The 21692-nt window shown below is 68.3% G+C and carries 21 protein-coding genes and 2 riboswitches; of the genes, 5 read left to right on the top strand and 16 right to left on the bottom strand.

The window, feature by feature from the left end; translation table 11 throughout:
- The first annotated feature begins 5 nt into the window (after window positions 1-5).
- The gene (locus tag CTP10_RS00975) at window positions 6-200 is read left to right on the top strand and encodes a DUF2905 domain-containing protein (RefSeq protein WP_116316920.1); all 195 of its coding nucleotides are present in this window, start codon (window positions 6-8) and stop codon (window positions 198-200) included.
- Window positions 201-218: 18 nt separating this feature from the next.
- Here the strand turns inward: CTP10_RS00975 and CTP10_RS00970 are convergent, their stop codons facing one another.
- The 4 genes from CTP10_RS00970 to CTP10_RS00955 form a co-directional block, all read right to left on the bottom strand.
- The gene (locus tag CTP10_RS00970; RefSeq protein ID WP_116316919.1) at window positions 219-1466 is read right to left on the bottom strand and encodes a multifunctional CCA addition/repair protein; all 1248 of its coding nucleotides are present in this window, start codon (window positions 1464-1466) and stop codon (window positions 219-221) included.
- Window positions 1467-1523: 57 nt separating this feature from the next.
- On the bottom strand, window positions 1524-2213 hold the full coding sequence (locus tag CTP10_RS00965; RefSeq protein ID WP_116316918.1) for a glutathione S-transferase family protein: 690 nt from the start codon (window positions 2211-2213) through the stop codon (window positions 1524-1526).
- A 159-nt stretch (window positions 2214-2372) separates the two neighbouring features.
- Window positions 2373-3395, bottom strand: coding sequence for a complex I NDUFA9 subunit family protein (locus CTP10_RS00960; protein ID WP_116317794.1), 1023 nt, complete (start codon window positions 3393-3395; stop codon window positions 2373-2375).
- A 106-nt stretch (window positions 3396-3501) separates the two neighbouring features.
- Window positions 3502-5457 (bottom strand): lytic transglycosylase domain-containing protein, encoded by a 1956-nt coding sequence (locus CTP10_RS00955; RefSeq protein ID WP_116316917.1) that lies wholly within the window; start codon window positions 5455-5457, stop codon window positions 3502-3504.
- Between the two features lie 109 nt (window positions 5458-5566).
- Here CTP10_RS00955 and CTP10_RS00950 point away from each other — a divergent pair, with 109 nt between their 5' ends.
- A complete protein-coding gene (locus tag CTP10_RS00950; RefSeq protein ID WP_116316916.1) occupies window positions 5567-6184 on the top strand; it encodes a 5-formyltetrahydrofolate cyclo-ligase in 618 nt (205 codons plus the stop codon).
- Window positions 6185-6223: 39 nt separating this feature from the next.
- Here CTP10_RS00950 and CTP10_RS00945 read toward each other — a convergent pair whose 3' ends face one another.
- The 4 genes from CTP10_RS00945 to ahcY all read right to left on the bottom strand — a co-directional run bounded on the left by CTP10_RS00945 (window position 6224) and on the right by ahcY (window position 9838).
- Complete coding sequence (locus CTP10_RS00945; RefSeq protein ID WP_116316915.1) at window positions 6224-6967, bottom strand: Mut7-C RNAse domain-containing protein; 744 nt, start codon at window positions 6965-6967, stop codon at window positions 6224-6226.
- 121 nt (window positions 6968-7088) lie between these two features.
- Complete coding sequence (gene metF / locus CTP10_RS00940) at window positions 7089-7919, bottom strand: methylenetetrahydrofolate reductase [NAD(P)H] (protein WP_116316914.1); 831 nt, start codon at window positions 7917-7919, stop codon at window positions 7089-7091.
- Between the two features lie 40 nt (window positions 7920-7959).
- Entirely contained in the window at window positions 7960-8310 is a 351-nt protein-coding gene (locus CTP10_RS00935; RefSeq protein WP_116316913.1) for a phage holin family protein, read from the bottom strand.
- Window positions 8311-8404: 94 nt separating this feature from the next.
- The gene (gene ahcY, locus CTP10_RS00930) at window positions 8405-9838 is read right to left on the bottom strand and encodes an adenosylhomocysteinase (RefSeq protein ID WP_116316912.1); all 1434 of its coding nucleotides are present in this window, start codon (window positions 9836-9838) and stop codon (window positions 8405-8407) included.
- Window positions 9839-9957: 119 nt separating this feature from the next.
- A riboswitch (S-adenosyl-L-homocysteine riboswitch) is annotated at window positions 9958-10051 on the bottom strand.
- A 58-nt stretch (window positions 10052-10109) separates the two neighbouring features.
- Here ahcY and thiD point away from each other — a divergent pair.
- Window positions 10110-10946 (top strand): bifunctional hydroxymethylpyrimidine kinase/phosphomethylpyrimidine kinase, encoded by an 837-nt coding sequence (gene thiD, locus CTP10_RS00925; protein ID WP_199414491.1) that lies wholly within the window; start codon window positions 10110-10112, stop codon window positions 10944-10946.
- Between the two features lie 7 nt (window positions 10947-10953).
- Entirely contained in the window at window positions 10954-11388 is a 435-nt protein-coding gene (locus tag CTP10_RS00920) for a PGDYG domain-containing protein (protein WP_116316910.1), read from the top strand.
- 23 nt (window positions 11389-11411) lie between these two features.
- On the opposite strand, the gene CTP10_RS00915 is transcribed toward CTP10_RS00920, so the two are convergent.
- The 7 genes from CTP10_RS00915 to thiC all read right to left on the bottom strand — a co-directional run bounded on the left by CTP10_RS00915 (window position 11412) and on the right by thiC (window position 17898).
- Window positions 11412-11861: a PaaI family thioesterase gene (locus CTP10_RS00915; RefSeq protein ID WP_116316909.1), complete on the bottom strand. Its 450-nt coding sequence runs from the start codon at window positions 11859-11861 to the stop codon at window positions 11412-11414.
- Window positions 11862-11983: 122 nt separating this feature from the next.
- Window positions 11984-12490, bottom strand: coding sequence for a GNAT family N-acetyltransferase (locus tag CTP10_RS00910; RefSeq protein ID WP_116316908.1), 507 nt, complete (start codon window positions 12488-12490; stop codon window positions 11984-11986).
- A 7-nt stretch (window positions 12491-12497) separates the two neighbouring features.
- Window positions 12498-13631 (bottom strand): thiamine phosphate synthase, encoded by a 1134-nt coding sequence (locus CTP10_RS00905; protein WP_116316907.1) that lies wholly within the window; start codon window positions 13629-13631, stop codon window positions 12498-12500.
- Window positions 13628-14470 (bottom strand): thiazole synthase, encoded by an 843-nt coding sequence (locus CTP10_RS00900; RefSeq protein ID WP_116316906.1) that lies wholly within the window; start codon window positions 14468-14470, stop codon window positions 13628-13630. Before CTP10_RS00900 ends, CTP10_RS00905 begins: the two co-directional genes overlap by 4 nt.
- 4 nt (window positions 14471-14474) lie before the next feature.
- Window positions 14475-14672, bottom strand: coding sequence for a sulfur carrier protein ThiS (gene thiS / locus CTP10_RS00895; RefSeq protein ID WP_029047356.1), 198 nt, complete (start codon window positions 14670-14672; stop codon window positions 14475-14477).
- 12 nt (window positions 14673-14684) lie between these two features.
- Window positions 14685-15875, bottom strand: a complete 1191-nt coding sequence (locus tag CTP10_RS00890) for an FAD-dependent oxidoreductase (RefSeq protein ID WP_116316905.1) — start codon at window positions 15873-15875, stop codon at window positions 14685-14687.
- 142 nt (window positions 15876-16017) lie between these two features.
- Entirely contained in the window at window positions 16018-17898 is a 1881-nt protein-coding gene (thiC, locus tag CTP10_RS00885) for a phosphomethylpyrimidine synthase ThiC (RefSeq protein WP_116316904.1), read from the bottom strand.
- Window positions 17899-18001: 103 nt separating this feature from the next.
- A riboswitch (TPP riboswitch) is annotated at window positions 18002-18103 on the bottom strand.
- A 211-nt stretch (window positions 18104-18314) separates the two neighbouring features.
- On the opposite strand from thiC, the gene CTP10_RS00880 reads away from it, so the two are divergent.
- Window positions 18315-19985, top strand: a complete 1671-nt coding sequence (locus tag CTP10_RS00880) for an acyl-CoA dehydrogenase family protein (protein ID WP_116316903.1) — start codon at window positions 18315-18317, stop codon at window positions 19983-19985.
- Between the two features lie 25 nt (window positions 19986-20010).
- Here CTP10_RS00880 and CTP10_RS00875 read toward each other — a convergent pair whose 3' ends face one another.
- Window positions 20011-21690 carry a GMC family oxidoreductase gene (locus CTP10_RS00875; protein WP_116316902.1) on the bottom strand — a complete coding sequence of 560 codons (1680 nt, stop codon included), beginning with the start codon at window positions 21688-21690 and terminating at the stop codon, window positions 20011-20013.
- Window positions 21691-21692: the final 2 nt, after the last annotated feature.

Raw genomic sequence — 21692 nt, 5'->3', positions numbered from 1 at the left:
ACGCCATGCTGCGCTGGACCCTCACCATCTTCCTGAGCGTGATCATCCTGTCCGCGGCGCTGCCGTGGCTGCAGAAGATCGGGCTGGGACGGTTGCCGGGGGACGTGCGCTTCCGCCTGTTCGGGCGGGAGTTCGTGCTGCCGTTTGCTTCGACGATCCTGTTGTCGCTGGTGGCGCTGGTGATCGGCAAGCTCTTGTAGGAGCGGCGCCGCGGCTTCTCAATCCGGTGCGTGCTCGCCGAGCCGTTGCGCCACGGCCGCGACGCGGGCCGCATGGACGCGGTCCTTGATCTGCCCCACGTCGTCCGCACAGGCGCGCGCGATCGCACCGGCATCGACGCCGGCGGCGGCTTCGCGCGCCGCCAGCAGCCGCGTCGCCTGCGGATAGTCGCTGTGCTCGAAGCCCTTGCGCCCGCGCTTGTCGGCCTCGCACGCCTGCAGCGCCAGCGCGAAGCGGCCGGGCTTGCGCAGCGCGTCGCAGCGCTCCAGCAGCCGTACCACCGCAGCGGCGCTGAATTCCAGCGAGCGGTGGATATTGCCGTGCTCGCGCGCCACCACCAGCGCCAGGTCGCGGCAATCGTTGGGCACGCGCAGCCGCAGGCAGACCTCTTCCAGCAGGTTGACGCTGCGCAGCTCATGGCCGGTATGGCGCGGCAGCACGTCTTCGGGCGTAGTGCCCTTGCCCAGGTCGTGCACCAGCGCGGCAAAGCGCACCGGCAGCGGCACGCCCATTGCGGCGGCGGTGTCGATCACCATCATCACGTGCACGCCGGTATCGACTTCCGGGTGGAAGTCGGCGCGCTGCGGCACGCCCCACAGGCGGTCAAGCTCGGGCAGCAAGCGCGCCAGCGCGCCGCAGTCGCGCAGCACCTCGAACATCCGCGACGGGTGCGCTTCCATCAGGCCGCGCGCCAGCTCCTGCCAGACGCGCTCGGGCACCAGCGCATCGACCTCTCCGGCCGTCACCATCTCGCGCATCAGGCGCTGGGTCTCTGCGGCGACGGTGAACCCGTGGAAGCGCGCGGCGAAGCGCGCCAGCCGCAGGATGCGCACCGGGTCTTCGGCGAAGGCATCGGAGACGTGGCGGAACAGCCGGGCCTGCAGGTCGCGCTGGCCGCCGTGCGGGTCGATCACCGGGCCGACCAGGTTGCCGTCGGCATCGACCTCGCGCGCCATCGCATTGATGGTCAGGTCGCGCCGGACCAGGTCGTCTTCCAGCGTGACATCGGGCTCGCAGTAGAAGGCGAAGCCCTTGTAGCCCATCGCGGTCTTGCGCTCGGTGCGTGCCAGCGCGTATTCCTCATGGGTACGCGGATGCAGGAAGACCGGGAAATCCTTGCCCACGGGACGATAGCCCGCGGCTTCCATCTCGTGCGGGGTCGCGCCGACGACTACGTAGTCACGGTCCTGGCTGGGCTTGCCCAGCAGTTCGTCGCGGATCGCGCCGCCGACGGCATACACCTGCATCGTTGTGGCCTCTTCTGGTGCCGGCACAGGGCAGATGCCCGGCGCCGGCTGCATGGCTCAGTGGTTGACGATGATCGCGTCGGGCCGGTCGGGGGACACGCGGTAGGGCTCGTCGTCGGCCAGGAAATCGCGCTCCTCGTGTGCGGCGGCGATCCACTCCTGCATGGTCGGCAGCGCCAGCATGAAGTCGGCATAGGCCTTGGCGTCTTCCGGCAGGTGGATGCCATAGGTGGCAAAGCGGCTCACCACCGGCGCGAAAAAGGCGTCGGCCACGGTGAATTCGCCGAACAGGAACGGCCCGCGCGCACCATGCTGCTGGCGCAGCCCGCCCCAGATCGCGGCAATGCGGTCGACGTCGCGCTGCACGGCCACGTTCCAGCCGCATCCGGGCAGCACCGCGGTCACGTTCATCGGCAACTGGCTGCGCAGGTTGCCGAAGCCGGAATGCATCTCGGCGCAAACCGCGCGCGCCACCGCACGCTCGGCGCGGTCGGCGGGCCACAGCGTCTTTTCCGGGAAGCGCTCGGCCACATATTCGGCGATCGCCAGCGAGTCCCACACGGTGACGTCGCCATCGACCAGCGCCGGTACCTTGCCGGCAGGCGAATAGCGCGCGATCTCGGCGGCGAAGCTGCCGGTGAACAGGCGCACCTGTACCTCTTCGAATTCAATGCCGGCCTGGCGCAGCAGCAGCCAGGGGCGCAGCGACCAGGAGGAGTAATTCTTGTTGCCGATGACGAGCTTCATCGTAGGTCCTTGGGGGAGGAGGCGAAGGGAGACGGCGGCGGCGGCGCGCCGGACCGGTCATTTTGCCAGCGCGCCAGCCTGCCTCAAAGTGAATTGCACTCGCAAACGATCCGAAAATGGGTCACATAGGCCACCCGCGGCCCGCCGCCCACCCGCCCTTCAGCGGTGCACGCTGGCTCGCATCGAGGTCAGCGCTGCATCGCGGTTGCGCCCGGCCAGCGCGTCGGTCATCACCGATTCCAGGCTGGCCGGATGCAGGTCCAGCTCCGGCGCGACCGGATGTTCGAGCACGTTGTCCAGCTGCATCGAGTCGAGGTTGTCGCGCGACAGCAGCGGATCGCCCGGCATGTGTTCCATGATGGTCGCCTGCACCCGCGCCAGCGCATCCGGCAGCGCGATCACCGGGCGCGGATGGCCGGAAGCGCGGCCGGCGAAGCGCACCAGTTCTTCCAGCGTATAGACCTGCGGGCCACCCAGTTCATAGCCACGGCCGATGGTGGCCGGGTTGACCATCGCATTGAGGAAGGCCTGCACCACGTCCTGTACGAATACCGGCTGGAAACGCGCCTGCGCGCAGGCCAGCGGCACGATGGGCGCCATCTGCTGCATCTGCGCGAACAGGTTGAGGAAATGGTCATCGGGGCCGAACACCACCGACGGGCGGAGAATGGTCCATTCCAGCCCGCTGGCGCGCACGATGCGCTCGCCGTCGCCCTTGCTGCGCAGGTACATCGACGGCCCCTTGCTGTCGGCGCCGAGCGCGCTCATATGCAACAGCCGGCGCACGCCGGTGGAGAGGCACGAAGCGACGATCTGCCGCACCATTTCCACATGGGCGCTGGCAAAGGCGTCGCCATAGGGATCGGCACGCTCGCCGTGCAGCACGCCCACCAGGTTGACGACAATGCCGTCAACCCCGAGCGAGCCGATGGCGTCATCGAGCGCGGCATTGTCGGCCAGCCCCAGCTCCGCCACCTCGACGCGCGGCAGCAGCAACAGGTGCTGTGCGTGCTCGACGTTGCGGGTGCCGACCACGATGCGGTCGGGGGCGATCGGTGAATCCGGATTGCTGCCCGGGGCTAAAGGCGCACCCGAGGCAGAGGCGGCGCCGGCCAGGCGCGAGACAAGGTGGCTGCCGATAAAGCCGGCGCCACCGATGACGAGGACGTTGCTGGTCTGCATGATGCCTCCGTGCAAAGTGAACTGCACGTCGCGGCGCATTGCGCCAGCCGGGCCGCCGCAACGCGCCCGGCACTGCACACCAGCGGCCCGTCCCGTCGGGTGCCCGTCAGGGCAGGCTGGTGGTGGTCACCGGCGACGGCGCGACCGTACCCAGGCGCGATTTCAGCGACTGCGGCCGGCCACTCATCAATGCAGCATAGTACGTGGCGTTGGAAAGCACATTCTTCACATAGCCGCGCGTTTCATTGAACGGGATGGTCTCTGCAAAGATCGCGCCTTCCACGGGCCGCGCCAGCGTGCTGCGCCAGGTCTTGGGCCGGCCCGGACCGGCGTTGTACGCGGCCGATGCCAGCGTCCAGGAGCTGTCCAGGTCGGTCAGCACCATGTTCAGGTAATTGGTGCCGAGCAGGATGTTGATGTTCGGATCGCCCATCATCGACGGCGAAAAATCGTTCATGCCGATCTTGCGCGCCACGTACTTGGCCGTCGCCGGCATCACCTGCATCAGGCCGTGTGCGCCGGCCGACGAACGCGCGCTCATGAGGAAGCGCGATTCCTGGCGGATCAGGCCGTAGACCCACGCCATGTCGAGCCCGACATCGTCGGTCGCGCGCTGCATGATGTCGCGGTACGGCATCAGGAAGCGCAGCGCGAAGTCATGCTCGTTGCGGGTGCGGTCGGCGGTGTTGACGGTGCGGTCGAGCAATTCGAGGCGGCGCGCGTATTCAGCCGCGGCGAGCAGTTCGCGGTCGTTCATGCCGCGCAGCTCCCAGTTCCATTCGCGGTTGCCCTCGAAGCGCATGTTCATCGCATAGAACTTCTGCGCGCGCTGGAAGCCGGCGCGCGAGCGCATGGCATTGGCCTCGGAATCGCTGACCGTCGTGCGCGCGGGCAGCGTGATGCGGTTGCCCAGTTCTTCGCTGGCGAGCTGGCCGTAGAAATTGAACTGGCCGGCGATCTGCTGGAAATTCTGCTGCGCCTCGGTGTCGCGGCCTTCGGCCTTGAGCGCGCGGCCATACCAGTAGAGCCACGCCGGATCCTTGGCACGCAGCTCGGGACGCATCAGCTCGACCGCCTGGCGCACCTGCTTCCAGTCGCCCTGGCGCAGCGCGGCGCGCACGCGCCATTCCTGGGTGTCGTCGGACAGCCACTGGTTGCCGCCCAGGTCCATCTGGCGGCGGTAGTAGTTTGCCGCTTCCGGCATCAGCTTCTTGGCCGCGAACTGGCCGATCACGCCCCAGGCGGCGCCCTGCTCGTCGCGCGACAGCGTGCCCTGGGCGGTACCCAGGTAGGCGACGGCCTGGTTGGGGTCGGTGCGCGCCATCTTGACGATGGTGGCGAGCGCGTCGCCGTCGACGCGGGCATCGGGCAGCAGCGCGGCGATCTTGCCGGCCAGCGTGAGGTAGTTCTGCTCCAGCGCCAGCCGCGCCTGGAAGGCGACATCGCTGCGCTGGATCTGCTGGCTTTGCACCAGGTAGCCGATCAGGTCGACGCAGCCTTCGCCGAAATAGCGCGGATCGCTCAGCGCCTGGCGCGACTCGGCGGCAACGTTCTGGCCCTTGAGCGCGCGCGACAGCAGCGCATAGCATTCGACCTGGGTGTCGTCCTTGAGCGCGAACTGCGGGTACTCGGCATCGAAATTGGCCCAGTCGCGCTTCTTGCCCAGCACCAGCAGCCAGTCGTTGCGCATGCGGTCGGCGATGGCCTGGCCCTTGTAGCGCTGCAGGAAGGCGCGCACCTGATCGTCGGGCGCGTCGATGCGCGCCAGGCCGCTGGCGTCGAACATCTGCGGCTTGATGCGGAAGTACTCGACGTACGACGGAATCGGGTAGTCGACCAGGGTGGCCGAGATCGCATAGGCGCGCTCGACGTCGTTCTTGCGCGCCGCTTCGCGCAGCGCGGCGAAGGCCTCGTCCGGATCGCTCGGGATCACCGCCGGCTGCTGCTGGCGCACGGGCGCCTGCGGGCGCTTCTGCGCATGGACCGGCGTGACAAGCAGTGCACATGCCATGGCGATCCAGGCGGCCCGCCCGGCACGCTGCAGATATACTCCCTTCAGCATTCTTTGCTTCCTTGTCGATGACGGCGGCGCCGGTACCCGCCATGCAAGGCAAGGGCCGCAGCAGCTTCCGCCGTCCGTGTTGGTTCGGACGCGGGCATTATCCCACGCCATGTCCTCAAGTTCCGCCACCTCGCCCGCCACCTTGCCCGCCACCTCGCCCGCCAGTTCGCAAATCGACCCCGCCGAAGACCGCCGCGCGCAGCGTGCGCGCCTGCTGTCCTTGCGTGCCGGCCTGCCCTCGCGCGAGGATGCCGATGCGCGCATCGCCGCCACGCTGTCCGACCTGCTGGCGGGCCTGGCCGTGCGCTGCCTGGGCTTCTACTGGCCGATCCAGCAGGAGTTCGACGCGCGCGGCGCGGTCGCGCACTGGCTTGCGGCCGTGCCGGGGCGCCAGGCCGCGCTGCCGGCGGTGAGCCGGCCCGGCGCGCCGCTGGACTTCCATCTGTGGGACCCGGACACGCCGATGGCCAGGGGCCACTATGGCATCCCGATCCCAGACGGCACCGAGGCCGTGACGCCCGACGCGCTGCTCATTCCCTGTGTCGGTTTCAGCCCGGACAAGTTCCGCCTGGGTTACGGCGGCGGCTTCTACGACCGCACGCTGGCCGCGCTGGCGCATCGGCCCGTGGCGATCGGCATCGGCTATGAAGCGTGCCGCATCGCGCTGCCTGCGCAGCCGCATGACGTGGCGATGGACTGGATCGTCACCGAGGCCGGGACGTTCTAGCCAGAGAGGGTGACGGCAGCGTGCGGGCAAAGCCTGAGCTCAGCCGGCCTGCACCAGCTCGTCCACCAGCGCGCGCATGCAGCGCCAGTGCGAGCCTTCCCAGAATACCCGCCGGCACTGGTCGCAGGTGGCGAAGCTGCGGTGCCGCTCCAGCACGCCGTCGGGCACGCGCCCGGCCGCCGCGGCTGCATCCAGCGCGTGCAGCGGCACATTGCAGTCCAGGCACAGCGAGAACGGCCGCGCGCTGCGCGCCAGGTCCAGCCGCGCGAAGATCTCGCGCACCTGCTGGCGCGGCTTGAGCGCGCGCACATAGCAGCCGTGCGTGATGCCGCGGCGCTTCAGCAGTTCGCGGTCGCGCGTCAGCACGACGCGGCCTTCGTCGACCGCGATACGCTCGATCTCGCTGTCTTCGAAGTGGTTGTCGTAGAGGGTGTCGAAGCCGGTCATGCGCAGCAGGTGCGCAAGGCCGCCCAGGTGCGCATCGGCAACGAAATGCATCACGCGCAGCGGGTGTTCGCGCACGCGCAGCAGCGGCGTGACGTCGAGGCGTTCGAACTTGGGATAGACCGAGACCCGGTCGCCATCCCGCAGCTGGCGCTCGAAGACGGAGGACTCGCCGTTGACCAGGATCAGCTCGACCTCGGTGTGGGGGACGCCCAGCGCCTCGATCATGTGCTTGACAGTCGCGGCGCGCGCGCACGCGCAGGGCAGGTCACGCCGGCGCTGGTCCGGCGCGAGGAAGTCGTTCAGTTCCTCGTAGAAGCGGAAGGTGGCGGTGACCATGGGGCGAGTATGGCACCGATTGAGGGGGCGTGGGAGCGTACACGCCTGCACCAGGCCACCTCTTCCCATGAGGGAAGAGGGAGGACACCTTGCCAGCCAGCCAGGCTCGAAGCGGCGTTCCTTACAGCTTCAGCCGCTGCCAGATCGCCTTGGTCGCGCCGGCCGCGTTGAGCGTGTAGAAATGCAGCCCCGGCACGCCCGCGGCCAGCAGCCGCTCGCACAGCGCGGTGACCACGTCCAGGCCGAAGGCGCGGATCGATTCACGGTCGTCGCCGAAGCTCTCCAGCCGCTTGGCCACCCAGCGCGGCACTTCGGCGCCGCACATCTCGGAGAAGCGCATCAGCTGCGAGTAATTGGTGATCGGCATGATGCCCGGCACGATCGGCACTTCCACGCCCAGCGCGCGCGCGTCGTCGACAAAGCGGAAGTACGCGTCGGCGTTGTAGAAGTACTGCGTGATCGCCGAGTTGGCACCGGCCTTGACCTTGCGCACGAAATTGTCCAGGTCGTGGCGCGGCGATTTCGCCTGCGGGTGATATTCCGGGTACGCGGCGACTTCGATATTGAACCAGTCGCCGGTCTCGGCCCGGATAAACTCCACCAGCTCGTTGGCATAGCGGAACTCGCCGATCTCGCCCATGCCCGAGGGCATGTCGCCGCGCAGCGCGACGATATGGCGGATGCCGCCGTCGCGGTACTGCTGCAGGATGGCGCGGATGCTCTCGCGCGACGAGCCCACGCACGACAGGTGCGGCGCGGCCTCGATGCCTTCGCGCTGGATTTCCAGTACGGCGTCGAGGGTGCCCTGCTGCGTGGTGCCGCCGGCGCCGAACGTCACCGAGATGTACTTGGGCTTGAGCGGGGCCAGCTGCGCACGCGTGTTGCGCAGCTTCTCCGTGCCCTCCGCCGTCTTGGGCGGGAAGAATTCAAAGCTGAAGTAGCGATCTTGCATGATGGTGGCGCGCCGCGTTTGCGCGGCGCGCGAAATGAGGTCAGTCGTCGCGGTTGCCCAGCAGCAGGCTGGCGAGCAGCCACGAAATCACGCTGTACAGGATGGAGCCCAGCAGCGCCGCCCAGAAACCGCCAACCGTAAATCCTGACAGCAGGTTGCCGACGAACAGGAACAGCAGCGCGTTGATGATGAAGATAAACAGCCCCAGCGTCAGCAGCGTGACCGGCAGCGTCAGGATCACCAGGATCGGCCGGATCAGCGTGTTGACCAGGCCCAGCACCAGCGCCGCCAGCATCGCCGAGCCGAAGCTCTTGATGTGGATCGACGGGATGATGTATGGCAGCACGAACAGCGCGACAGCGTTGATGACCCAGACGACCAGTAGTCTCATGACGGCTCCTTGATTGGCTCAATGGCGGTGTTCCTCCCCTCTCCCCTGCCCCTCTCCCGCAAGCGGGAGAGGGAGTCCTGCCGGCCTGCGCGCATCAATAGCGGTAGTGATCCGCCTTGTACGGGCCTTCCTTCTTCACGCCGATATACGCAGCCTGCTGTTCGGTCAGCTCGGTCAGCTGCGCGTTCAGCTTGCGCAGCTGCAGGCGCGCGACCTTCTCGTCCAGGTGCTTGGGCAGCGTGTAGACGCCGACCGGGTACTTGCCGCTGTCGCGTTCCTGCCAGAGTTCGATCTGGGCGATGGTCTGGTTGGCGAACGAGCTGCTCATCACGTACGACGGGTGGCCGGTGGCGCAGCCCAGGTTCACCAGGCGGCCCTTGGCCAGGATGATCAGCTTCTTGCTTGGTTTGTCGCCAACTGCAGGGAACTTGACGTGGTCGACCTGCGGCTTGATCTCGTCCCATTCGTACTTCTCGATCGAGGCGATGTCGATCTCGTTGTCGAAGTGGCCGATGTTGCAGACGATGGCCTGGTCCTTCATTTTGGCCATGTGGTCATGCGTGATGACGTGGTAGTTGCCGGTGCAGGTGACGAAGATATCGCCATGCTCGGCGGCGTAGTCCATGGTCACCACGCGGTAGCCTTCCATCGCGGCCTGCAGCGCGCAGATCGGGTCGATCTCGGTCACCCAGACCTGCGCCGACAGTGCGCGCAGCGCCTGCGCGCTGCCCTTGCCCACGTCGCCGTAGCCGGCCACGATGGCGACCTTGCCTGCGATCATCACGTCGGTGGCGCGCTTGATGCCGTCCACGAGGGATTCGCGGCAGCCGTACAGGTTGTCGAACTTGCTCTTGGTGACCGAGTCGTTGACGTTGATCGCCGGGAAGCGCAGCTCGCCCTTTTGCGCCATCTGGTACAGGCGGTGCACGCCGGTGGTGGTTTCCTCGGTCACGCCGCGGATGGCTTCGAGGTTGCGGCTATACCAGCTCGGATCCCTGGCCAGCTTTTCCTTGATCGCGGCGAACAGGTAGGTTTCTTCCTCGCTGCCCGGCTTGGCGATGATCGACTGGTCCTTCTCGGCGCGCGCGCCCAGGTGCAGCAGCAGCGTGGCGTCGCCGCCGTCGTCCAGGATCATGTTCGGCGTGCCGCCATCGGCCCAGTCGAAGATGCGGTGCGTGAAGTCCCAGTATTCCTTCAGCGATTCGCCCTTGAAGGCGAACACCGGCGTGCCGCCGGCGGCGATGGCCGCGGCAGCGTGGTCTTGCGTCGAGTAAATGTTGCACGAGGCCCAGCGCACGTCGGCGCCCAGTGCCTTGAGCGTCTCGATCAGCACGGCGGTCTGGATCGTCATGTGCAGCGAGCCGGCGATGCGCGCGCCCTTGAGCGGCTGCGCGGCAGCGAATTCATCGCGGATCGCCATCAGGCCGGGCATCTCGGTCTCGGCAATGGCGATTTCCTTGCGGCCCCAGCCGGCCAGGTTGATGTCGGCGACGAGGTAGTCTTGCTTCAGGTCGGTCACGGCGTTCATGTTTCACTCCGGTGAAGAGTGGCACGCAGGTGACGAGTACGGGAGATCTGGCGGCGGCGGCATGGCAATGGCGCATGCGCAGCGGGCGGATAGGTCGACTCGCCTCCGTGCAAACCACGGATCAGCGAGCGCCGTTGAAGACAGTCCGAGCCTGGCGGATGCATGGGGTGGCACTTTTTGCCTACCGCATCCGTTGCAACGCTCCTCGGAGTGGCGGTATTGTAGCGTGCCCGGCCGCCTTGCGCACCGGCCCCTCCTTGATTTCTCACAGATGACCCCAACGCCACCCCGCACCCTGACCATCGCCGGCTCCGACTCCGGCGGCGGCGCCGGCATCCAGGCCGACCTGAAGACTTTCTCCGCGCTGGGCTGCTTCGGCATGAGCGCCATCACCGCGATCACCGCGCAGAACACGCTGGGCGTGACCGGCGTGCATGCGATCCCGGCCGACATGGTCGCCGCGCAGATCGACGCGGTCGCCAGCGATATCGGCGTGGATGCGGCCAAGACCGGCATGCTGGGCACGGCCGCCATCGTCGAAGCGGTGGCCGCTGCAGCGGATCGGCATGGCATCCGCAAGCTGGTGGTGGACCCGGTGATGATCTCGACTTCCGGCGCAACGCTGTCGGACGACGCCACCACGCAGGCCATGGTGCGGCTGCTGTTCCCGCGCGCGCTGCTGGTCACGCCCAACCTGCCCGAGGCCTCCTACCTGCTGGGCCGCAGGATTGCGCGCCGCGCCGAGATGGAACAGGCCGCCGCCGACCTGATCGCGATGGGCTGCCCGGCCGTGCTGCTCAAGGGCGGCCATCTGGAAGACGATGGCGCGGCAGGCATCGCCGGCGGGCTCGACGACCTGCTGATGCTCAAGGACGGCACCGTGCGCGTGTTCACGCATCCGCGCGTCGAAACCCGCAACCTGCACGGCACCGGCTGCACGCTGGCGGCGGCGATCGCCTCGCAGCTGGCGCGCGGTGATGCGCTGGAAGATGCGGCGGGCAAGGCGCTGGATTATGTGGCGCAGGCGATCGCGGCCGGTGCGGGATTGCGGCTGGGCAGCGGCAACGGCCCGCTGAACCACGCCTTCGCGCCGCGCGCGCTGGGTTGAGCGCCAGATGCCGAGGCTCACCCATATCGACCTGCGCAGCGATCCCGACGCCGCGTTCTACCTCAAGCATGAAGTGGTCGACGTGGCGTTCGCCACCGAGGCTGGCGAGTTGATCAGCCGCGAAGGCCCCAACCGCTACCAGCCCGGCGATGCACTGATCACCAGCCCCGCCGGCGACCGCTGGTGCGTGTCGCGCGACCGCTTCGATCCCAAGTACGACGCCATCCCGCCGCTGGAGCACGGCCAGGACGGCACCTACCGCAACAAACCAATCCCGGTGCTGGCGCGCGAGATGCACGAGGCCTTCAGCATCGAACGCAGCGCCGGTGGCGACGTGCTGCACGGCAAGCCGGGCGACTGGCTGATGCAATACGCGCCCGGTGACTATGGCATCACCGAGCGCGCGAGGTTCGAACAGGTGTACCGGCCGCTGCAGGACTGAGCGGCCGCTTTTTCACGCGGGAATCAGTTGCCGCCGCTGGACAGGGGCACCAGCTTGAACGCGGCCCGCGCCACGCACACCACGTTGCCGGCCGCATCCTTCACTTCGCCTTCGCAAAAGGCGATGCGCGCGCCACGGCGCAGGCAGCGCGCCTCCAGCGTCAGTTCACCGCGCGCGGCGGCCAGGAAATGGGTCGACATGTCGATGGTGATCACGCCGGTTTCCGTGGGCGCGTGCGAGCGTGCCGCGCCGCTCAGCGTGAAGTCCAGCGTCGCCATGAGCGTGCCGCCGTGCACGTCGCCACGGCTGTTCACCAGTTGCGGGTGCGCTGGCAGGCGCGTGCGGCAGTAGCCCTCCTCGATAAGCTCCGGCTGCAGGCCGAAATAGCGCATCAGCGGCACGTCGATGCCGAAATAGGGCTTCTCAGGCGTGCCGGGGGCGGCTGGGACGATTTCGGGGAGCTGGGTCGACATGGTGGACAAGGCGGGATGGTTGGCGGGGAATGCTGCCCAACATCATAGCGGCGGGGTCCGGTTCGGTTCCCGCGGCTGGGCGAATGTCGCACAAATCTTGGGGCGGGCGTGCGACTCGCTGCTCACAGCGTTTGCCGCATCGCCACGCGCTGCCGCAATCCTGCGGCGCGCTGTGCCGCAAGCGCCTCGGACAGCAATGGGCAGAGTTCGCCGTCGCCCAGCGTCCGGAACCCCATCGAGGCATAGAACGGCGCATTCCAGGGCAAATGCGCGAATGTGGTCAGGTTCAGCGTGCGCAGGCCGCTTGCCCGCGCCCAGCCCTGTACGGTTCCGACCAGCGCCCGACCGATACCGCGCCGGCCATGGTCCGGATGCACGTCCATTTCATCGAGATAGCCGCAGGCGCCATTGTGGCTGGCCAGTGCGAAGCCGGCGACTTCGCCGCCATGCTCGGCCACCCACAGGCGCCCTTCCCGCTGCGCGGCGGCCAGCGCCGAATCCGGCGTGCTGACCAGGCGCAGCAATACCGGCAGGTCAGCATCTGGAAACAGCGCCGCCGCGGCCAGCTCGATATCGGGCAGGCGCGGCAGGTCGTCAGTCACCGCCAGGCGGATGCGCGGGGCGGGCACTACGCGCTCAGCCGGCCGGGAACAGGCCGACCAGGTGTGCCACCGCAGCCGGCACGTCTTCGGCCTCGGTGACGGCGCGCACCACGGCGGCGCTGCCAACACCCACGGCCAGCACTTCGCGCATATTGGACGCATTGACGCCGCCGATGCCAACCAGCGACGGGATCACCGGCTGCATCAGCTTTGCATACGCGCGGAAGCGGCCCATGCCTTGCGGCTGGGTGGGCATCACCTTGGTCGTGGTCGGGAAGATCGCACCCAGCGCCAGGTAGCTCGGGCGGATCGCCGCGACACGCAGCATCTCGGCATAGCCGTGCGTGGATACGCCCAGCCGCAGCCCGGACTCTCGGATCGCGCCAAGGTCGGCGTCGTCGAGGTCTTCCTGGCCGAGGTGAATGCCGTAGATGCCGCTTTTCGCGCCATTGGCGGCGTGGTAGTCGATCGCCGCCCGCCAGTGGTCGTTGATGAACAGGCGCGACGACGAGCCTTGCATGGCCCTGGCCGCGCGCGCGATCTCGGCGCGCACCGCGGCCGGATCGTCTGACTTGAAGCGCAGTTGCACCGTCGGCACGTTCAGCGGCGCCAGGCGCTCGATCCATGCGGCGCTCGGCACCACCACGTACAGGCCCAGCGCGGGACACGGCGCAAACGGCTCGACGGCCTGCTCCGGCGCCACCAGCGCGGCATGGCGCACGCGCGGGAAGCGGGCGAAGTCAGACGGCCAGTCGGCCGAGCCAGGCTCCCAGGCGCGCGCCAGGGACAGCGCGTCGTGCGCGGGGAAATGCAGCGACAGGCTCGCCAGCAGCACCGCGACGAACGCGTCCGAATGCGGCTGGTCGCTGTCCGCGGCAACCGAGAACACCCAGGTGCCCATCGGCGAGCGCACCGTGTCGATCCACTGGCCGCCTTCGCGGTCGGTCTCGATCAGCGTGGCGCCGGTGGCGGCAATGCGCGCGATGACTTCCTCGGTGGCTTCGCCGTCGGACAGCAGCACGTCATGCGCGCCGGGCTGCGCGGGCGCATCTTCCAGGCGCCAGGCCTGCCACGGCTTGTCGTCGATGCCGAAGGTTTCGCCATAGTGTTCCAGCACCGCCGCACGCAGCGGGCCGTCGCTGGCGGCGTGCACGGGGCGGCGGGTCATGCGCGCTGCTCCCGCTGCTCTGCCTCCGCGTGCCAGAACGGCATGCCGACCACCGGCGTGCTGGCCTGCGCCACTTCGCGCTCGGGCATCGGCCCGGCCAGGTACGCGGTGCGGCCCGCTTCGACGGCCTGCGCGAACGCGCGCGCCATGTTGACCGGGTAGGCGGCCTGCGCCACCGCGGTGTTGAGCAGCACGCCGTCGTAGCCCCACTCCAGCACCTGCGCCGCATGCGATGGCAGGCCCAGGCCGGCATCGACGATCAGCGGCGTATCCGGCAGGCGCTCGCGCAGCACGCGCATTGCATGCGGATTGACCGCGCCACGGCCGGTGCCGATCGGCGCGGCCCACGGCATCAGCGCCTGGCAGCCGACGTCGAGCAGGCGGCGGCACAGCACCAGGTCCTCGGTGCAGTACGGCAGCACCTTGAAGCCTTCCTTGATCAGGGTCTCGGCCACGGCGGGCAGGTTCAGCGTGTCGGGCTGCAGCGTGTAGTCGTCGCCGATCAGCTCCAGCTTGATCCACGGCGTCTCGAACACCTCGCGCGCCATCATCGAAGTGGTGATGACCTCCTGCGCGGTGAAGCAGCCGGCGGTGTTCGGCAGCACCGGCACGTTCAGCGCCTTGAGCATCTGCCAGAACGCCTGGCCGCCCTCGCCGTCGCCCACCGCGCCCTGGCGGCGCAGCGCGACGGTGATCATGGCCGGCGCGGATGCCTGCACGGCGGCTTCAAGCGTGGCCGGCGACGGATAGCGCGCGGTGCCCAGCAGCAGGCGCGAGCCGAACGACTCGCCATACAGCACGAACGGGTCGCGCAGGGTTTCGGAAGGTTCGAATGTCATGGGGTCAGCCTCCCGTCACGGGTTGCACGAGGTCAATGCGGTCGCCGGCCGCAAGGGGGGTGTTGGCATGCGCGGCGCGCGGCACGAACTGGCCGTTGACCGCCGCGGCAAAAGGGGGCGCGATCTTCGCCACGACCACCGCGTCCGCCAGCGTGGCGGATTCGGCAAGGGCGAGGGGTCGGCCGTTGAGCAGGATTTCCATGTCAGTCTTGCGTTAGTGCAGCATCCCGGTGCGCGCGTGCAGCGCGGCCGCAGGCGCTTCCGTCACTGCCTCGATCATGCCGGGCCAGCGCAGCGCGGCAGGCACGGCGTGGGCGGCAGGATCGCCCTTGAGCAACGCATTCACCACCGCGCACGCGGCCTCGGTGACCGCCGGGGCGATCAGGAAGCCATGGCGGTACAAGCCGTTGACGCGCACCACGCGCGCCCGCTGGTCGACGCGGATCGCCGGCAAGTGGTCGGGGCGCGTGGGGCGGCGTTGCACGTTCAGTTCCAGCACGCGCGCCTCGCCGAAGGCGGGATGCAGCGAATGGGCCGCCGACAGCAGCTCCAGCGCGGAACGCACGCTCATCGGCGAATCGTCCTCGCTTTCCAGCTCGGTCGCGCCGATCACGTACAGGTCATTGGGCTTGGGAGCAATATAGATCGGGTAGCGCGGATGCAGCAGCCGCACCGGACGGTGCAGCTTCACGTCAGGCGCATGCACACGCACCACTTCGCCGCGCAGGCCGCGCAGGCCGGGCGTGGTGCCGCCGGGCTGCGACGGCCACGCCGTGCGCGCACCCAGGCCGCGGCAATCCAGCACCACGTCGGCGCGGATGCCCAGCGTGGGCAGCGTGTCGGCTTCGACCTCACCGGCTTCCCAGACGCAATGCACACCCTCGCTCACCGCGCATGACAGCAGCGCGCGCAGCGCACCGCGGTTGTCGAGCTGGCCCTCTCCGGCCAGCAGCAGCCCTTGCGGGAAGCGGCCCGCCAGCGCCGGCTCGACTTCGCCCACGCCCTTGCCGTCCAGCGCGCGCAGCCGCTGCGACACCAGATCGGGCGGCGCCACCGCGCGCATGCGGCTGGTGAACAGCGACATCTCGGCGCGATCGCGCGCATGCCAGACCACTAGCGTGCCGTCTTCCTGGAAGAAGACCGGCTCGGTCAGCTCGGCCAGCCACGCGCGCCACAGGTCGACGCTGGCAATGCCGAGGTCGACGATGCGGCGTTCGGCGATGGCCGACTCCGCCAGCGGTGCCAGCATGGCCGCGGCCACGTAGGCGGCCGAACCCGCGCCGTCCGGCCCCGCGCGCTCCACCAGTGCCACGCGGGCACCGCTGCGCACCAGTTGCCAGGCAGCCAGGCGGCCGGCGAGTCCGGCCCCGAGGATGGCGACGTCAAACGACTGTACTGCTGTCATGAGGGATGTTGTGCCGGGGCATGGGCATGCGGGCATGCAGCCGCGCCGGCCTCCTTGTTGTCAGGGCCGCCGCGCGGGGCGCTGCGCGGCGGCGGAACATACGCGGGCACGGTTGCGACGCCATGCCCGTACTGCCGTGGCCTTACGAGTAGATCTTGCTGCCCTTCTTCAGGAACTCGATCGACTTCTCTTCCATGCCCTGCTGCGCGTCCTTGGGCAGCGACGCCGCGTAGTCGCGCACTTCCTGCGTGATCTTCATCGAGCAGAACTTCGGCCCGCACATCGAGCAGAAGTGGGCGATCTTGGCGCCTTCGGCCGGCAGCGTGGCGTCGTGGTACGAACGCGCGCGTTCCGGGTCCAGGCCCAGGTTGAACTGGTCTTCCCAGCGGAACTCGAAGCGCGCCTTGGACAGCGCGTTGTCGCGCAGCTGCGCGCCCGGCCAGCCCTTGGCAAGATCCGCGGCGTGGGCAGCGATCTTGTAGGTGATGATGCCTTCGCGCACGTCTTCCTTGTCCGGCAGGCCCAGGTGCTCCTTGGGCGTGACGTAGCACAGCATGGCCGTGCCCATCCAGCCGATATTGGCAGCGCCAATGCCGCTGGTGATGTGGTCGTAGCCGGGGGCGATGTCCGTCACCAGCGGTCCCAGGGTATAGAACGGCGCCTCGTAGCAATGCTTGAGCTCTTCGTCCATGTTGGCCTGGATGCGCTGCAGCGGCACGTGGCCCGGGCCTTCGATCATCACCTGCACGTCGTGCTTCCAGGCCTTGGCGGTCAGCTCGCCCAGCGTGCGCAGTTCGCCGAACTGGGCGTCGTCGTTGGAATCGGCGATGCAACCAGGACGCAGGCCGTCGCCGAGGCTGAACGACACGTCGTAGGCCTTCATGATCTCGCAGATCTCGTCGAAGTGCGTGTACAGGAAGTTTTCCTTGTGGTGCGCCAGGCACCACTTGGCCATGATCGAACCGCCGCGCGAAACGATGCCCGTGACGCGGTCGGCGGTCAGCGGCACGTAGCGCAGCAGCACGCCGGCGTGGATGGTGAAGTAGTCGACGCCCTGCTCGGCCTGCTCGATCAGCGTGTCGCGGAACATCTCCCAGGTCAGGTCCTCGGCGATGCCGCCGGTCTTGTCCAGCGCCTGGTAGATCGGCACCGTGCCGATGGGCACCGGCGAGTTGCGCAGGATCCATTCACGGGTTTCGTGGATGTGCTTGCCGGTGGACAAGTCCATGATGGTGTCCGCGCCCCAGCGGATCGACCACACCATCTTTTCCACTTCCTCGGCCAGCGACGAGGTCACGGCGGAGTTGCCGAGGTTGCCGTTGATCTTGACGCGGAAATTGCGCCCGATCGCCATCGGCTCCAGCTCGGTGTGGTTGATGTTGGCGGGAATGATCGCGCGGCCCGAGGCGATTTCCTGGCGCACGAATTCCGGCGTCATGTCTTCCGGACGCAGCGGCAGGCCGGCGCCCAGCGCGTTGCCGGGGTGCTGGCGCAGCAGCGCCTTGTACTCGGGCTTGTCGTACAGCGCCTGCAGGTTCAGCGACTCGCGCAGCGCCACGTACTCCATTTCAGGCGTGATGATGCCCTTGCGCGCATAGTGCATCTGCGACACGTTGGCACCGGCCTTGGCCCGGCGCGGGTTGGTCAGCTGGGCAAAGCGCAGGTGCGCGGTGGCCGGGTCGTTGGCGCGGTCGCGGCCGTATTCCGACGACAGGCCCGAAAGAACTTCGGTGTCGCCGCGCTCGTCGATCCACTTGGCGCGCACCGCCGGCAGGCCGGCCTTCAGGTCGATATGCACGTCCGGATCGCTGTACGGGCCCGAGGTGTCGTACACCGGGATCGGCGGATTGGGCATGTCGCCCTTTTCCGTGCGCGTGGAAGTCTGCAGGATCGTGCGCAGCGGCACGCGGATATCCGGACGGCTGCCGGTCAGGTAGGTCTTGCTGGAAGCGGGGTAGGCAAATTTCTGGTCGAGATCGCTCTCGAGCGATTCGAAAGATGCAGCGGGGGCAGTACGGGCCATGGGTGTCGTCCTCTCTCTCTTGCGGGGTGGACGAAACCAGGAGCCCTGTGAGCGCTGCCTGCGGCGTGGTGGCCTGGGCGGCGAGTCCCGGAGGGACAAGAGGCTTGGTCTTGCTGAAACTTCCCACGCCGGTACTAACCGGATCGGGTTCTAAGGGACTCTCTCAGCCGCACGGCCCATCCGTACGGCACCCCTGTTTCATCCAACGGGGTGAATTTAAGCACAGAGCACCGGTGGGCGCCAGTGCCAGTTCCGCGTCGTTTGTGGTGCCACACCTGTGCGCAAAGGTATCGAATCGCGCATGGTGCAGCGCAAAAACCGCCACCAAGCGGACGATCATGCACTCAAACGCCTGTCACGTGCTCTACCATGCAAGAAAAACGGCAAGCATTGAACCGATCCAGGAGACACCCATCATGACCGACGCCGCCACGCACCGCGTCTTCAACCAGGTGCCGGACCTTGCGCACTACAACCTCTTCCGCTGCGATCCTTTCGTTCGCGCCGCGCTGGAACGCCTCGGTGGCGGCTGGCATGCCGATGCGCTGGGGCAGTTCGGCGCGCGGCTGGGCGAGCCGGAAGTGCAGCAATGGGCGGCCGACGCGAATCGCCATGCACCCGAACTGCACACGCACAGCCGCACCGGCGAGCGCATCGATTCGGTGGAATTCCACCCGAGCTGGCACGCGCTGCTGTCGCTGCTGCGCAGCCAGCAATTGCAGGCCCTGCCCTTCGCGCAGCCGCGCGCCGGCGCGTGGAGCGCGCGCACCGCGGGCTACTTCCTGCAGGCGCAGGTGGAATCCGGCTCGCTGTGCCCGACCACCATGACCCTTGCCAGCATCCCGGTGCTGCGCAAGGAAACCGCGCTGTTCGCCGAACTCGAACCCCGCCTGTACGCGAACGAGCACGATGCGCGCGACCTGCCCTGGCGCGACAAGACCGCAATCATGATCGGCATGGGCATGACGGAGAAACAGGGCGGCTCGGACGTGCGCGCCAACACCACCGTGGCGCGCGCCGTGCGCGGTGAAGGCCGTGGCGCGGAATATGCGCTGACCGGGCACAAGTGGTTCTTCTCGGCGCCGATGTGCGATGCGCACCTGGTGGTGGCGCGCATGGGCGCCGAAGACGGCCCGCTGTCGTGCTTCTTCGTGCCGCGCTTCCGCGACGACGGCAGCAAGAACCCGATCCAGATCCAGCGCCTGAAGGACAAGCTCGGCAACCGCTCCAACTCCAGCAGCGAAGTCGAGTTCCGCGACGCCACCGGCATCCTGATCGGCGAGGAAGGGCGCGGCATCCCCACCATCATCGAGATGGCGACCAACACACGGCTCGACTGCGTGATCGGCAGCTCGGCGATCCTGCGCGCGGCCTTCGTGCAGGCGCTGCACCATACCCGCCACCGCAGCGCCTTCGGCCGCCTGCTGGCCGACCAGCCGCTGATGCGCAACGTGCTGGCCGACCTGGCGCTGGAATCCGAAGCGGCCTCGCTGCTGATGATGGAACTGGGCCATGCCTTCGAGCAGGCCGAGGGCGACAACCCTGACCCGCTCGCCGCCGCGTGGAAGCGCGTGGTCACGCCCGCGGCCAAGTTCTGGATCTGCAAGCGCGCCATCGAGGCCACCGGCGAGGCGATGGAAGTCTGGGGCGGCAACGGCTACGTGGAAGAAAGCCCGATGGCGCGGCTGTACCGGGAAGCGCCGGTCAACTCGATCTGGGAGGGATCGGGCAACATCATGTGCCTGGACGTGCTGCGGGCGATCCAGCGCAACCCCGACGACGGTTCGCGCCTGCTGCAGAACCTGCAGCGCCGCGCCGGCGGCCATCCCGCGGTGCGCGCTGAACTGGCGTCGCTGCAGGCGCTGCTGCACGAGGCGCCGGAGCATCTGGAAGCCAACGCGCGCCGCTTTGCGCAAGGATTGGTGCTGACCACCCAGGCGGCGCTGATGCTGGCGCATGCCGATGCGGAGAATGCGGAGCTGTTCGTCGCCAGCCGCCTGGGGCGGCAGCATGGGCGCGTGTTCGGCACGTTGGATGCCGAGGCGGAGGCCCTGAAGCGGGTGGCTTCTCGCGGCTTCGAAGGCTAACCCTGCACGCGTTCCAGTCCCTGCCTCACGCCTCCATCGACTCCAGCGCGCGCAGCATCACCCGCGGCGCATAGCGGATCAGGTCATGCGCGCGCTCGCCGATCATGATCGCGGGCGCGTTGGTGTTGCCGCCGACCAGCGTCGGCATCACCGAGGCATCGACCACGCGCAGCCCCTCCACGCCGCGTACGCGCAACTGCGGATCGACCACCGCCATCGCGTCCATGCCCATGCGGCAAGTGCCGACAGGGTGATAGATCGAGTCGGCATGCGCGCGGATCATCTCGCGCACATCGGCATCGTCGCTGCCGTCGGCAAGCAGGTGCCCGGAGTACAGCTCGCGCCCGCCGAAGCTGGCCAGCTGCGGCTGCGCGAAGATCCGGCGCACGATGCGCACGCCGGCGACCATGTCGTCGAGATCGCGCACATCGCTGAGGTAGCGCGGGTCGATCAGCGGCGCCTCGCGGATATCGGCCGATGCCAGCCGCACCTCGCCGCGGCTGCGCGGACGCAGCACGCACACATGGCACGAATAGCCGTGGCCGAAGTTGAGCCGGCGCATGTGGTTGTCGGCCATGCCGACGACGAAATGCAGCTGCAGGTCGGCCTCGGCCAGTTCGGGGCGGCTGCGGACAAAACCGCCGGCCTCGGCGAAGTTGCTCGACAGCATGCCGGTGCGTTCGCGCCGGTAGCGCAGGATTTCCGACAGCAGGGTGATCAATCCGCTAAACGACACGCCGAACAACTCAGGCGCCGCCACGCGCTTGTGCAGGATGATATCGAGATGGTCCTGCAGGTTGGCGCCCACGCCGGGCAGGTCGTGGACCACGTCGATACCCAGCTCGCGCAGCTGCGCCGCGGGCCCTACGCCCGACACCATCAGCAACTGCGGGGAGCCGAAGGAGCCGGCGCAGACGATCACGTCGCGTCGTGCGCGCAGCAGTTGCTGGCGTCCGTCACGCGTGACCAGCACGCCCGCCGCATGGCGGCCCTCGAAGACGATGCGCAGTGCCTGCGTGCCGGTCAGCACCTGCAGGCGCGCGCGCCCGCCGTTGCAAGCCTTGTCGCGCGCGTTGCCGCCGTGCAGGTAGGCGCGCGCCGCGTTCCAGCGCTCGCCGGCATGCTGCGTGACCTGGTACCAGCCCACGCCCTCCTGCTCTTCGCCGTTGAAGTCGTCGTTGCGGACAATGCCTGCCTGCTGCGCGGCCTCGATAAAGCGCTCGGCGAAGGGATTGGGCGTGCGCAGGTCCGACACATGAAGCGGGCCATTGCCGCCATGCAGCGGATCGTCGTCGCTGCCGGCGAGGCGTTCATTGCATTCCGAGCGGCGGAAATACGGCAGCACGTCGTCCCATGACCAGCCGTCGCAGCCGGCGGCGGCCCAGTCGTCGTAATCGGCGGGACGCCCGCGCGTGTAGACCATCGCGTTGATCGACGAGCTTCCCCCCAGGCCGCGGCCGCGCGGCTGGTAGCCACGGCGGCCGTTGAGTCCTGGCTGTGGCACGGTTTCGTAGGCGTAGTTGCGCGCGCCGGCGCGCGGCAGCATGGCGACGCATGCGGCGGGTGTGCGTACCAGCACATGGTGGTCGTGCTGGCCGGCTTCGACAAGGGCAATGGTGTCGTCCCCGCTGTCGGCCAGGCGTCCGGCCAGCGCACAGCCCGCCGATCCCGCGCCGACGATGACGTAGTCGTAGGTGGTTTCCATCT

The organism is Cupriavidus sp. P-10, assembly GCF_003402535.2.
Taxonomy (GTDB): domain Bacteria; phylum Pseudomonadota; class Gammaproteobacteria; order Burkholderiales; family Burkholderiaceae; genus Cupriavidus.
This window is presented reverse-complemented; position numbering and strand designations above follow the sequence as displayed.